The organism is Nonomuraea sp. NPDC050783, from assembly GCF_040802095.1.
GTDB lineage: Bacteria > Actinomycetota > Actinomycetes > Streptosporangiales > Streptosporangiaceae > Nonomuraea.
Genome location: NZ_JBFAHK010000003.1, coordinates 403,696 through 416,483, shown reverse-complemented (window position 1 = coordinate 416,483; position 12,788 = coordinate 403,696). Strand labels below are relative to the sequence as shown.

General features: G+C 72.2%; 12 protein-coding genes. All 12 read left to right on the top strand.

Going from position 1 to position 12,788, the window contains the following annotated elements; all coding sequences use genetic code 11:
• Positions 1-70 precede the first annotated feature (70 nt).
• The 12 genes from pyrR (at position 71) to coaBC (ending at position 12,756) form a co-directional block, all read left to right on the top strand.
• Complete coding sequence (gene pyrR / locus AB0H75_RS10010; RefSeq protein WP_367793428.1) at positions 71-652, top strand: bifunctional pyr operon transcriptional regulator/uracil phosphoribosyltransferase PyrR; 582 nt, start codon at positions 71-73, stop codon at positions 650-652.
• The gene (locus AB0H75_RS10005) at positions 649-1,566 is read left to right on the top strand and encodes an aspartate carbamoyltransferase catalytic subunit (protein WP_367793425.1); all 918 of its coding nucleotides are present in this window, start codon (positions 649-651) and stop codon (positions 1,564-1,566) included. The genes pyrR and AB0H75_RS10005 overlap by 4 nt, the downstream gene beginning before the upstream one ends.
• Entirely contained in the window at positions 1,563-2,849 is a 1,287-nt protein-coding gene (locus AB0H75_RS10000; protein ID WP_367793422.1) for a dihydroorotase, read from the top strand. The genes AB0H75_RS10005 and AB0H75_RS10000 overlap by 4 nt, the downstream gene beginning before the upstream one ends.
• Positions 2,846-3,955 (top strand): glutamine-hydrolyzing carbamoyl-phosphate synthase small subunit, encoded by a 1,110-nt coding sequence (carA, locus tag AB0H75_RS09995; protein ID WP_367793420.1) that lies wholly within the window; start codon positions 2,846-2,848, stop codon positions 3,953-3,955. The genes AB0H75_RS10000 and carA overlap by 4 nt, the downstream gene beginning before the upstream one ends.
• Positions 3,942-7,229 (top strand): carbamoyl-phosphate synthase large subunit, encoded by a 3,288-nt coding sequence (carB, locus tag AB0H75_RS09990; protein WP_367793418.1) that lies wholly within the window; start codon positions 3,942-3,944, stop codon positions 7,227-7,229. Before carA ends, carB begins: the two co-directional genes overlap by 14 nt.
• A 52-nt stretch (positions 7,230-7,281) precedes the next feature.
• Positions 7,282-8,133, top strand: a complete 852-nt coding sequence (locus AB0H75_RS09985) for a dihydroorotate dehydrogenase electron transfer subunit (protein ID WP_367793415.1) — start codon at positions 7,282-7,284, stop codon at positions 8,131-8,133.
• Complete coding sequence (locus AB0H75_RS09980) at positions 8,123-9,100, top strand: dihydroorotate dehydrogenase (protein ID WP_367793412.1); 978 nt, start codon at positions 8,123-8,125, stop codon at positions 9,098-9,100. Before AB0H75_RS09985 ends, AB0H75_RS09980 begins: the two co-directional genes overlap by 11 nt.
• A gap of 75 nt (positions 9,101-9,175) precedes the next feature.
• Positions 9,176-9,868 (top strand): orotidine-5'-phosphate decarboxylase, encoded by a 693-nt coding sequence (gene pyrF, locus AB0H75_RS09975; protein WP_367793409.1) that lies wholly within the window; start codon positions 9,176-9,178, stop codon positions 9,866-9,868.
• Between the two features lie 376 nt (positions 9,869-10,244).
• Positions 10,245-10,568, top strand: a complete 324-nt coding sequence (gene mihF, locus AB0H75_RS09970; RefSeq protein ID WP_020541698.1) for an integration host factor, actinobacterial type — start codon at positions 10,245-10,247, stop codon at positions 10,566-10,568.
• Between the two features lie 122 nt (positions 10,569-10,690).
• Complete coding sequence (gene gmk / locus AB0H75_RS09965; protein ID WP_367793404.1) at positions 10,691-11,278, top strand: guanylate kinase; 588 nt, start codon at positions 10,691-10,693, stop codon at positions 11,276-11,278.
• Between the two features lie 4 nt (positions 11,279-11,282).
• Positions 11,283-11,552: a DNA-directed RNA polymerase subunit omega gene (gene rpoZ / locus AB0H75_RS09960; protein WP_367793401.1), complete on the top strand. Its 270-nt coding sequence runs from the start codon at positions 11,283-11,285 to the stop codon at positions 11,550-11,552.
• Between the two features lie 7 nt (positions 11,553-11,559).
• Positions 11,560-12,756 (top strand): bifunctional phosphopantothenoylcysteine decarboxylase/phosphopantothenate--cysteine ligase CoaBC, encoded by a 1,197-nt coding sequence (gene coaBC / locus AB0H75_RS09955; RefSeq protein WP_367793398.1) that lies wholly within the window; start codon positions 11,560-11,562, stop codon positions 12,754-12,756.
• Positions 12,757-12,788 lie beyond the last annotated feature (32 nt).

The following is a 12,788-nucleotide window of genomic DNA, read 5'->3' as shown; positions in this document are numbered from 1 at the left end:
GTACTGTGTGTCGCGACCAACACCCTTTTAAGCCCCGTCCCGTGAGGCGGGAAAGGCGGTGAGCTTCGTCATGTCCGAATCCCGGCCCCCATCCCGGCCCGAGTCGCGGGCCGACGCGAGGGCCGTGCTGGAGGCCCCCGACGTCCACCGGGCGCTGACCCGGATCGCCCACGAGATCCTCGAACGCACCAAGGGCGGCGACGACGTCGTCCTGCTCGGCATCCCCACCCGCGGCGCCACCCTCGCCCGCCGGCTCGGCGACCGCATCGAGCAGTTCGAGGGCGTCAAGATCCCCGTCGGCTCGATCGACGTCACCATGTACCGCGACGACCTGCGGCTGCGGCCCGCCCGGCCGCTCGGCCGCACCGAGCTGCCGCCCGACGGCATCGACGGCAGGATCGTCGTGCTCGTCGACGACGTCCTCTACTCCGGGCGCACGGTCAGGGCCGCCCTCGACGCGCTCGGCGACCTCGGCCGCCCCACCGCCGTCCAGCTCGCCACGCTGGTCGACCGCGGCCACCGCGAGCTGCCCATCCGCGCCGACTACGTCGGCAAGAACCTCCCCACCGCCAAGAGCGAGAAGGTCAAGGTCTACCTCCAGGAGACCGACGGGCGCGACGCCGTCGTCCTGATGAAGGAGGAGCCCAGGTGAACCGGCATCTCATCTCCGCGGGCGACCTGTCCAAGGACGACGCCCTGCTCATCCTCGACACCGCCGAGGAGCTGACGAGGGTCTCGGAACGTTCCATCAAGAAGCTGCCGACGCTGCGCGGCCGCACGGTGGTCAACCTGTTCTTCGAGGACTCCACGCGCACCCGCATCTCGTTCGAGGCGGCGGCCAAGCGGCTCTCGGCCGACGTCATCAACTTCTCGGCCAAGGGGTCGAGCGTGTCCAAGGGCGAGTCGCTCAAGGACACCGCGCTCACCCTGGAGGCCATGGGCGCCGACGCCGTGGTCATCCGCCACGGCTCCTCAGGAGCGCCGCACCGCCTGGCCACCTGGGTGCGCGGCAGCGTCGTCAACGCCGGCGACGGCACCCACGAGCACCCCACGCAGGCGCTGCTCGACGCCTTCTCCATGCGCCGCCGCCTCGGCGGGCTGGAGGGGCGCAAGGTCACCATCGTCGGCGACGTGCTGCACAGCCGGGTCGCCCGCTCCAACGTGCTGCTGCTGCACACCCTCGGCGCCGAGGTCACCCTGGTCGCGCCGCCCACGCTGCTGCCGGTCGCGGTCGGCAGCTGGCCCTGCGAGGTCTCCTACGACCTCGACGCGGTGCTGCCCAAGTCCGACGCGGTCATGATGCTGCGGGTGCAGAAGGAGCGGATGAACGCCGCGTACTTCCCGAGCGAGCGGGAGTACTCCCGCCGGTACGGCCTCGACCGCGACCGCTTCGCCAAGATGCCCGACCAGGCCATCGTCATGCACCCCGGGCCGATGAACCGGGGCATGGAGATCGCCGCCGAGGTCGCCGACTCGGCCCGCTCCACCATCGTGGAGCAGGTCGCCAACGGCGTGACCATCCGGATGGCCGTCCTGTACCTGCTGCTCGGGGGAGAGATCGCGTGATCATCAAGAACGTCAGGATCCTGGGCGGCGAGCCCGTCGACATCCGCACCGACGGCGGCATGATCGCCGAGATCGGCCCCGGGCTGAGCGGCCCCGAGGAGGTCGACGGGGGCGGCGCGATCGCGCTGCCCGGCCTGGTCGACCTGCACACGCACCTGCGCGAGCCCGGCCGCGAGGACGCCGAGACCGTCCAGACCGGCACCCAGTCCGCGGCCCGCGGCGGCTACACCGCCGTGCACGCGATGGCCAACACCTCGCCGGTCGCCGACACCGCCGGCGTGGTCGAGCAGGTGTGGCGGCTGGGCCGCGAGTTCGGCCACTGCGACGTGCACCCGGTCGGCGCCGTCACCGTGGGCCTGGAGGGCCGCCAGCTCGCCGAGCTGGGCGCGATGGCCGACTCCGCGGCCCGGGTGCGGGTCTTCTCCGACGACGGCCGCTGCGTGGACGACGCGGTGCTGATGCGCCGCGCCCTGGAGTACGTCAAGGCCTTCGACGGCGTCGTGGCCCAGCACGCCCAGGAGCCCCGCCTCACCGAGGGCGCCCAGATGAACGAGGGCGTCGTCTCCGGCAGGCTCGGCCTGACCGGCTGGCCCGCGGTCGCCGAGGAGGCGATCATCGCCCGCGACTGCCTGCTGGCCGCCCACGTCGGCTCCCGGCTGCACGTCTGCCACGTCTCCACGGCCGGCTCGGTGGAGATCATCCGCTGGGCCAAGTCCAAGGGCTGGAACATCACCGCCGAGGTGACCCCGCACCACCTGCTGCTCACCGACGACCTGGTCGAGAGCTCCCCGGTGGGCGCCTACAACCCCATCTACAAGGTCAACCCGCCGCTGCGCACCCGCGCCGACGTCGAGGCGCTGCGCGCCGCGCTGGCCGACGGCACGATCGACATCGTGGCCACCGACCACGCTCCCCACCCGGTCGAGGACAAGGAGAGCGAGTGGTCGGCCGCGGCCATGGGCATGATCGGCCTGGAGACCGCGCTCAGCGTGGTCCAGGAGGCCATGGTCGAGACCGGGCTGCTCGACTGGGCGGGCGTCGCCCGGCGCATGTCCGTCGTGCCGGCGCGCATCGGCCGCCTCGCCGGGCAGGGGCAGCCGCTGGAGGCGGGCGCCCCGGCCAACATCACGCTGTACGACCCGTCCGCGCGCACCCGGGTGGACCCCTCCGCCTTCGCGTCCAAGAGCAGGAACACCCCCTACGAGGGCATGACGCTGCCCGGCCGGGTGGTGGCCACGTTCCTGCGGGGCAGGCCGACCGTACTCGAAGGGAAGCTGGTTTGAACACTCCTGCCGTGCTCGTGCTGGAAGACGGCCGCGTCTTCCACGGAACCGCCTACGGCGCCGAGGGCGAGACGTTCGGCGAGATGGTCTTCAACACCGGCATGACCGGTTACCAGGAGACCCTCACCGACCCCTCCTACCACCGGCAGATCGTCGCCATGACCGCGCCGCACATCGGCAACACCGGCGTCAACGACGAGGACCCCGAGTCCCGCCGCGTCTGGGTCGCCGGCTACGTCGTGCGCGAGCCGTCCCGCGTCGTGTCGAGCTGGCGGGCCAACCGCTCGCTCGACGACTACCTCAAGGAGCAGGGCGTCGTCGGCATCGCCATCCCCGGCACCCGCGCCCTGACCCGCCACCTGCGCGAGCGCGGCGCCATGCGGGCCGGCATCTTCACCGCGCCCGCCGCGCCGGTCGAGGAGCTGGTCGAGAGGGTGCGGCGCTCGCCCGGCATGGAGGGCGCCGCCCTGGCCTCCGAGGTCGCCACCGCCGAGCCGTACGTGGTGCCCGCCATCGGGGCCAAGCGGTACACGGTCGCGGCCGTGGACCTCGGCATCAAGGGCATGACGCCGCACCGCATGGCCGAGCGCGGCTGCGAGGTGCACGTGCTGCCCGCCGACGCCACCTACGAGCAGATCATGGCCGTCGGGCCCGACGGGGTGTTCCTGTCCAACGGGCCCGGCGACCCCGCCACCGTGGACGTCACGCCCCTGCGGCGGGTGCTGGAGGCCGAGGTGCCGTTCTTCGGCATCTGCTTCGGCAACCAGATCTTCGGCCGGGCGCTCGGGCTGTCGACCTACAAGCTGCGCTACGGCCACCGCGGCGTCAACCAGCCGGTCCAGGACGTGCGCACCGGCAAGGTGGAGATCTCCGCGCACAACCACGGGTTCGCGGTGGAAGCGCCGCTCGACGGGCCGTTCGAGACCCCCTTCGGGCGGGCCGAGGTCAGCCACGTCAACCTCAACGACCGGTGCGTGGAGGGCCTGCGGCTGCTCGACGGCCGGGCCTTCAGCGTCCAGTACCACCCGGAGGCCGCGGCCGGGCCGCACGACGCCGCCTACCTGTTCGACGAGTTCTGTGAGGTCATGAACCGTGCCCAAGCGTGAGGACATCAGGTCGGTCCTGGTGATCGGCTCCGGGCCGATCGTGATCGGCCAGGCGTGCGAGTTCGACTACTCGGGCACGCAGGCGTGCCGGGTGCTGCGGGCCGAGGGCTTCCGCGTCATCCTGGTCAACAGCAACCCCGCCACGATCATGACGGACCCGGAGTTCGCCGACGCCACCTACGTCGAGCCGATCACCCCCGAGTTCGTCGAGAAGATCATCGCCAAGGAGCGGCCCGACGCGCTGCTGCCCACCCTGGGCGGCCAGACCGCGCTCAACACGGCGGTCGCGCTGCACGAGGCGGGCGTCCTGGACAAGTACGAGGTCGAGCTGATCGGCGCCGACTTCGACGCCATCCAGGCGGGCGAGAACCGCGAGCGGTTCAAGGAGATCGTCGCCAAGGTCGCCCGCGAGCACGGGCTCAACGCCGAGTCCGCCCGCTCGGTCATCTGCCACACCATGGACGAGGTCCTGGCGGGGGCGGCCGAGCTGGGCTACCCGCTGGTCGTGCGGCCGTCGTTCACGATGGGCGGCGCCGGGTCCGGCTTCGCGTACACCGAGGAGGACCTGCACCGCATCGCCGGGGCCGGCCTCGACGCCTCGCCGACCACCGAGGTGCTCCTGGAGGAGTCCATCCTCGGCTGGAAGGAGTACGAGCTGGAGGTCATGCGCGACAAGGCCGACAACGTCGTCATCGTGTGCTCCATCGAGAACATCGACCCGATGGGCGTCCACACCGGCGACAGCGTCACCGTCGCGCCCGCGCTGACCCTGACCGACCGCGAATACCAGAACATGCGCGACGTGGCCATCGCGGTCATCCGCGAGGTCGGCGTGGACACCGGCGGCTGCAACATCCAGTTCGCGGTCGACCCGCGCACCGGGCGCATGATCGTCATCGAGATGAACCCGCGCGTGTCGCGCTCGTCGGCGCTGGCGTCCAAGGCCACCGGCTTCCCCATCGCGAAGATCGCGGCCAAGCTCGCCATCGGCTACACCCTCGACGAGATCCCCAACGACATCACCAAGGAGACCCCGGCCTCCTTCGAGCCGACCCTCGACTACATCGTGGTCAAGGTGCCGCGCTTCGCCTTCGAGAAGTTCCGCGGCGCCGACCGCACGCTCACCACGCACATGAAGTCGGTGGGCGAGGCGATGGCCATCGGCCGTTCCTTCCCCGAGGCGCTGCAGAAGGCGCTGCGCTCGCTGGAGAAGAAGAACTCCTCCTTCACCTGGGCCGGCCACGTCGGCGACAAGGAGGAGCTGCTGGAGTCCTGCCGCACCCCGCACGACGGCCGGCTGCGCACGATGCAGCAGGCCATCAGGGCCGGCGCCACGCCCGACGAGCTGTACGCCGCCACGAGCGTCGATCCCTGGTTCATCGACCAGCTCTTCCTGCTGCACGAGGAGGCCCAGGCCGTCGCGGAGGCCGACGACCTGACCGCCGAGGTGCTGCGGCGGGCCAAGCACCACGGCTTCAGCGACGCCCAGATCGGCGAGATCCGCGGCATCGACGAGGCGCGGGTGCGCGACCTGCGCCACGCGCTCGGGTTGCGGCCGGTCTACAACACCGTCGACACCTGCGCCGCCGAGTTCGCCGCCAGGACGCCCTACCTCTACTCGACCTACGACGAGGAGAACGAGGTCCCGCGGGGCGAGCGGCGGAAGGTCATCATCCTCGGCTCCGGGCCCAACCGCATCGGGCAGGGCATCGAGTTCGACTACGCGTGCGTGCACGCCTCGTTCGAGCTGTCGCGGGCCGGGTTCGAGACCGTCATGGTCAACTGCAACCCCGAGACCGTCTCCACCGACTACGACACCTCCGACCGGCTCTACTTCGAGCCGCTGACGCTGGAGGACGTCCTGGAGGTGGTCCACGCCGAGCAGCAGACCGGGCCGGTCGTGGGCGTCATCGTGCAGCTCGGCGGGCAGACCCCGCTGGGCCTGGCGCAGGCGCTCAAGGACGCCGGCGTGCCCGTCGTGGGCACCTCGCCGGAGTCCATCCACCTGGCCGAGGAGCGCGGCGCGTTCGGGCGGGTGCTGGCCGAGGCCGGGCTGCCCGCGCCCAAGCACGGCACCGCGCTGACCGTGGCCGAGGCCAGGGAGATCGCCGAGGAGATCGGCTACCCCGTGCTGGTGCGGCCCTCGTACGTGCTGGGCGGGGCCGGCATGGCCATCGTCTACGACGAGGAGACGCTGAGCACCTACATGGCGGCCCAGGAGGGCGGCCACCCGGTGCTCGTCGACAAGTTCCTCGACGAGGCCATCGAGATCGACGTGGACGCCCTCTACGACGGCGAGGAGCTCTACCTCGGCGGCGTCATGGAGCACATCGAGGAGGCCGGCATCCACTCCGGCGACTCGGCGTGCGCGCTGCCGCCGATCACGCTCGGCGGCTTCGACATCAAGCGCATCCGCGCCGCCACCGAGGCCATCGCGCGGGGCGTGGGCGTGCGCGGGCTGCTCAACGTCCAGTACGCGATGTCGGCCGGCGTCCTGTACGTCCTGGAGGCCAACCCGCGGGCCTCGCGCACGGTGCCGTTCGTGTCCAAGGCCACCGCCGTGCCGCTGGCCAAGGCGGCGGCCCGGGTGATGCTCGGCGCGTCCATCGCCTCGCTGCGCGAGGAGGGCATGCTGCCCGCCGAGGGCGACGGCGGCACGCTGCCCCTGGACGCCGCGATCGCGGTCAAGGAGGCGGTTCTGCCGTTCAACCGCTTCCGCGGCGTGGACATCGTCCTGGGGCCGGAGATGCGCTCCACGGGCGAGGTCATGGGCATCGACGGGTTCTTCGGCATCGCCTACGCCAAGTCGCAGGCCGCCGCGTACGGGCAGCTCCCGACCGGCGGGCGCGCGTTCGTGTCGATGGCCAACCGCGACAAGCGTGCGATGATCTTCCCGGTGAAGGCGCTGGCGGACCTCGGCTTCGAGATCCTCGCCACCGAGGGCACCGCCGAGGTGCTGCGCCGCAACGGCGTCCATGCCAAGATCGTGCGCAAGCACAGCGAGGGGCCGGGGCCGGGAGGTGAGCCGACGAGCGTGCAAGCCATCCTCGACGGCGAGGTCGACCTCATCGTCAACACGCCCTTCGGCAGTCCCGGGCAGTCCGGGCCGCGGCTCGACGGCTACGAGATCCGCACCGCCGCGGTGCTGCGCGGGGTCCCGTGCATCACCACGGTGGCCGGGCTCGCGGCCGCGGCGGCGGGCATCCAGGCGATCGTGCGCGGCGACGTGGGCGTACGGTCTCTCCAGGAGCACGCGCGGGCGCTGCGGGGCTGAGCCCGCGGCCGAGCCCCGCCACGGGAGGTGAAGACGACTGGCCGGCACTCCGGTGCAGGTGACGGGCACGGTGCTGACGACGCGCCGGGTCGACGCCTACCATGCGCTGACGGTGGTGGCGCCCGGCATCGCCGAGCGCTTCCGCCCCGGTCACTTCGTCTCCGTGGCCGTCGGTGGGGGGCACACCTCGATGGTGACGCGGCGCGCGTTCTCGGTGCACGACGTCAAGTCCGACTACGGCGGCACGGTGGAGCTGGTCTTCACCGTGCGCGGCCGGGGCACGGCCTGGCTCGCCGAGCGGCGCGCCCGCGACACGCTCGACCTGGTGGGGCCGCTCGGCCGGCCCTTCCCGCTGCCCCGCGACCCGGCCCACTGCGTGCTGGTCGGTGCCGAGTACGGCTCGGCCGTGCTGTTCCCGCTGGCCGACGCGCTGCTGGCGCGGGGCTGCCGGGTCGACTTCGTGCTGGGCGGGGCGGGGGCCGAGCGGGTCTTCGGGGCGATGCGGGCCCGCCGCATCGCCGAGACGACCACGCTGACCACCGAGGACGGCTCGCTGGGGCTGCGCGGCAAGGTCACCGACGCGCTGCCCTCGGTGATCGCCGACACCCGGGCCGACGCCGTCTACGCCTGCGGGCCGATGGAGACGCTGCGGGCCGTGACGGCGGTGGCGATGGAGTTCGACATCCCGGTGCAGGTGGCCGTCGAGGAGCGGATGGCCTGCGGCATCGGGATCTGCATGACGTGCGTGATCCCGGTCATCGGGGACGACGGGGCGACCAGGATGGTCCGGGCGTGCGCCGAGGGGCCGGTGTTCCGGGGGGAGCGGGTGCGGTTCGAGGACGTGGGAACGATCCCGTTCGACGCGCTCGGCGCCCCCGGAGGCGGTGCGCGACATGTCAGTTGATATGCGGACATTTCTGGCGCACGTTGAGCTCGCCAACCCGATCACCACGGCCGCCGGCTGCGCCTCCTCCGGGCGGGAGCTGGCCCAGTTCTTCGACCTGCACCGGCTCGGCGCCCTCACCACCCGCTCCATCACCATGGCGCCGCGCGCCGGGCGGCCCACGCCCCGCATGGCCGAGACGCCCTCGGGCATGCTCAACGCCGTGGGGCTGCAGGGGCCGGGCATCGAGGCGTTCCTGGAGCGGGAGCTGCCCTGGCTGGCCCAGCGCGGCATCAGGACCATCGTCTCCATCGGCGGCGGCACCGTCGCCGAGTACTCCGAGCTGGCCCGCAGGCTCGCCGACGCGCCCGGGGTCACCGCGCTGGAGGTCAACCTCTCCTGCCCCAACATGGAGGACCGCGGCCGCATCTTCGCCCGCGAGGGCAGCGCCGCCGCCGAGGTCATCGCCTCCGTGCGCTCGGTCATGCGCTACGACGTGCCGGTCGTGGCCAAGCTCGCCCCCGACGTGGCCGACATCGTCGCCGTCGCCCGGGCCTGCGTGGACGCCGGAGCCGACGCGCTGTCCATGATCAACAACCCGCTCGGCATGGCCATCGACACCGAGGCGCTGCGGCCCTCGCTGGCCGCCGTCACCGGCGGGCTGTCCGGGCCGGCCATCCTGCCGCTGGCCGTGCGCTGCGTGTGGCAGGTCCACGCCGCGCTGCCCGGGGTGCCGCTCATCGGCATCGGCGGCGTCACGACCGGCCGGGACGCCTTCCAACTCGTCCTGGCGGGTGCCTGCGTGGTCGGGGTGGGCACGGCCCTGTTCAACGACCCGTACGCCTGCCTGCGCATCGAGCGCGAGCTGGAGGACCTGCTGCGGGCACGCGGGCTCCAGCGGCTCGCCGACGCCGTCGGGCTCGCGCACCGGCCGCCGGGCAGCGCCCCCCGGCACCTGCTCCTCGACGCCGAGGAGAGCACGCCGTGACGCGCCCCGGGCCTGTCCGCGCCGTGCCCGCCTCCTCAGCACCACGACCCTTGAACGACCGAGAGAGAGCACGTCTTGACACCCGCACCCATCGCCGTCGCCCTCGACGCCCCTGACCTGGAGACCGCCGCCCGATGGGCGGCCCTGGTGACCCCGCACGTCAGCACCGTCAAGGTCGGCCTGGAGCTGTACATGCGCTACGGACCCGACGTCATCGCCTCGGTGCGCGGCGCCAGCGGCGTGCAGGTGTTCCTCGACCTGAAGCTGCACGACATCCCCAACACCGTCTCCGGCGCCGCCCGCGCCGTCGCCCGCCTGCGGCCGGCCATCCTGACCGTGCACGCCGCCGGCGGGCCCGCCATGATCCGCGCCGCGGTCGAGGCCGCGCCGCACACCATGATCGCCGCGGTCACCGTCCTGACCTCGCTCAGGGAGGCCGACCTGGAGCGCATCGGGCTGCTCGGGCCCGCCGACGACGCCGTGCGCCGCCTGGCCGCCCTGTCGGTGGAGGCGGGGGCCACCGCGCTGGTGTGCTCGCCCCACGAGGTGTCGGCCGTGCGGCGGGAGGTGGGGGAGTCCATCACCCTCATCACGCCCGGCGTGCGGCCCGCCGGGGCCGACACGCAGGACCAGATGCGGGTGGCGACGCCCGAGCGGGCGCTCGCCGACGGCGCGGACCTGCTCGTCATCGGCCGGCCCATCACCGGCTCCCCGGACCCGGGCGCGGCCGCCGCCGCCATCGCCGCCTCCCTGCGCCGCGCGTCCTGAGCGGACGCGCGGGAGGGCGGCCCCGGTGCGGGGACGGGGCCGCCGCGGAAGGTGTTCGGCAAGATCATAGCGGGGCTTCCCTGCAAGATCAAAGAGGTGGTGACCCCAGGTTTCGGGCCTGGTGAGGACCGGGTTTCGGACACCGGCGGCGGGCGGGGCCGTGATCGTCGTTGCGTTTCGCGACATCGTCGCGACCCGACGCGCGAACGCGGATGTGAGGACGATTTGATCAGCAGTGGGTGATTTTACGATCACGGACAGTGATGAAGTGGATTTTGTGACGAGAGAAACCGCTCTTGGCGTTGCCTAGGGGGCGATGACCAGCTAGTTTCCCTTCCCGTCCGAGTACATCGACAGAAATTCGAGGTGACCCGGCGTGGCTCTTCCTCCCCTGACCCCTGAGCAGCGCGCCGCAGCCCTGGAGAAGGCTGCCAAGGCCCGTAAAGAGCGTGCCGAGGTCAAGAACCGGCTCAAGCATGGCGCGGTTTCTCTGGCTGAGGTGCTCAAGGATGGGCAGACCGACGACGTCATCGGCAAGATGAAGGTGTCGGCTTTGTTGGAATCGCTCCCCGGCGTGGGCAAGGTCCGCGCCAAGCAGCTCATGGAGCGGCTTGCGATCGCCGAGTCGCGTCGCGTACGCGGCCTCGGCGCGAACCAGAGGGCCTCCCTCGAGCGCGAGTTCGGTGGCAACGAGAGCTAATCTCTGTTCCACACGGAAACGCGGGTTCAGCAGGGGGTAGGAAAGTGACCGACAGGTCCTGGTCCGGCGGTGTCAGTGCCCACGAGGCGGTCGGACCGGGGGCGGAGGTCGGCTTCCCGCCCATGAACGAACGACGGCTGACGGTCCTGTCAGGGCCGTCGGGCGTCGGCAAGTCCACGGTCGTCGCCGAGCTCCGGCGGGCACACCCCGAGGTGTGGCTGTCGGTCTCGGTGACCACCAGGAGGCCCCGGCCCGGCGAGGTCAACGGGGTCCACTACTTCTTCGTCGACGACGAGGGGTTCGACCGGCTGGTGGAGTCGGGCGAGCTGCTGGAGTGGGCGGAGTTCGCGGGCAACCGCTACGGCACGCCACGCGAGCCGGTGCTGGAGAAGCTCGCCGCGGGCGTCCCCACGCTGCTCGAGATCGACCTGGAGGGCGCCAGGCAGGTGCGCGGCACCATGCCCGACGCCCTGCTGGTGTTCCTGGCCCCGCCCACCTGGGAGGAGCTGGAGAAGCGGCTGCGCGGCCGCGGCACCGAGCCCGAGGACGTCATCGCCCGCCGCCTGGAGATGGGGCGCGTCGAGATGGCCGCCGAGCCCGAGTTCGACCTGACTCTGATCAACACGAGCGTCCAGGACGTGTGCGACCGGCTGATAGCCTTGATGACTGACCCTCAGGGGGTCACGACAACCGCCAAACGAGAGGTCTGACATCGTGGCAGGCACCACTGCGGCCGCGGAGGGCATCACCAACCCGCCGATCGACGCGCTGCTCGACATCGTCGACAGCAAATACTCCCTGGTGATCATGGGCGCCAAGCGTGCTCGTCAGATCAACGCCTACTACTCCCAGCTCGGCGAGGGCCTGCTGGAGTACGTCGGGCCGCTGGTCGAGACGCACGCCCAGGAGAAGCCGCTGTCCATCGCGCTGCGCGAGGTCTCCGAGGGGCTGCTGACCTCCGAGCCCATCGAGGGCGCGGCCTGACCCTTCGATGAAGGTCGTCCTGGGCGTCAGCGGCGGCATCGCCGCTTACAAGGCGTGCGAGCTGCTGCGGCTGTTCACCGAGTCCGGGCACGAGGTGCGGGTCGTCCCGACCCGCGAGGCCCTGAAGTTCGTGGGCGCGCCCACCTGGGCCGCCCTGTCGGGCAACCCCGTGTCCGCCGAGGTGTGGGACGACGTTCACCAGGTGCCCCACGTACGCATCGGCAAGGGCGCCGATCTCGTCGTGGTGGCCCCGGCGACCGCCGACCTGCTCGCCAGGGCGGCGCACGGGCTGGCCGGCGACCTGCTCACCAACACGCTGCTCACCGCGACGTGCCCAGTCGTGTTCGCGCCCGCGATGCACACCGAGATGTGGCAGCACCCCGCCACCCGCGCCAACGTCGCCACGCTGCGCGAGCGCGGCGCGATCGTCATCGACCCGGCCGTCGGGCGGCTCACCGGCGCCGACACCGGCCCCGGGCGCCTGCCTGACCCCGCCGAGATCTTCCAGGTCTGCCTGCGCGTGCTGCGCGGCAGGCCGCTCGACCTGGCCGGGCGCAAGGTCGTGGTGTCCGCCGGCGGCACCCGCGAGGCGCTCGACCCGGTCCGCTACCTCGGCAACCGCTCGTCCGGCCTGCAGGGCTACGCCCTGGCCCGCACGGCGGTCGCGCGTGGCGCCGAGGTCACGCTCGTGGCCGCCAACGTCGCGCTGCCCGACCCGGCCGGGGCCTCGATCGTCCGGGTGGAGTCGGCGGCGCAGCTGCGCGAGGCGGTGCTGGCCGCCACCGCGAGCGCCGACGTGGTCGTCATGGCCGCCGCCGTGGCCGACTTCCGGCCCGCCGACCGCCATGACGCCAAGATCAAGAAGACCGACGGCGAGCCCGAGCCGATCCGCCTGGTCAAGAACCCCGACATCCTCGCCGAGCTGGGCGAGCTGCGCCGCCGGGAGCCCGGCGCGAGCCCTCGCGTGATCGTCGGCTTCGCGGCGGAGACCCACGACGTGCTCGCCAACGGCCAGGCCAAGCTCGCCCGCAAGGGCTGCGACCTGCTGGTGGTCAACCAGGTGGGGGAGGGGCTGGCCTTCGGCACCCCCGACAACGCGGCCACCGTGCTGGTGGCGGGTGGCGAGCCGGTGGAGGTGCCGCGCGGGCCCAAGGAGGACGTGGCGGACGCCGTCTGGGACCTGGTGGCCGCCCGCCTTTCGTGACCTACGTCACAAAAGCGGGTAAATCGTACAAA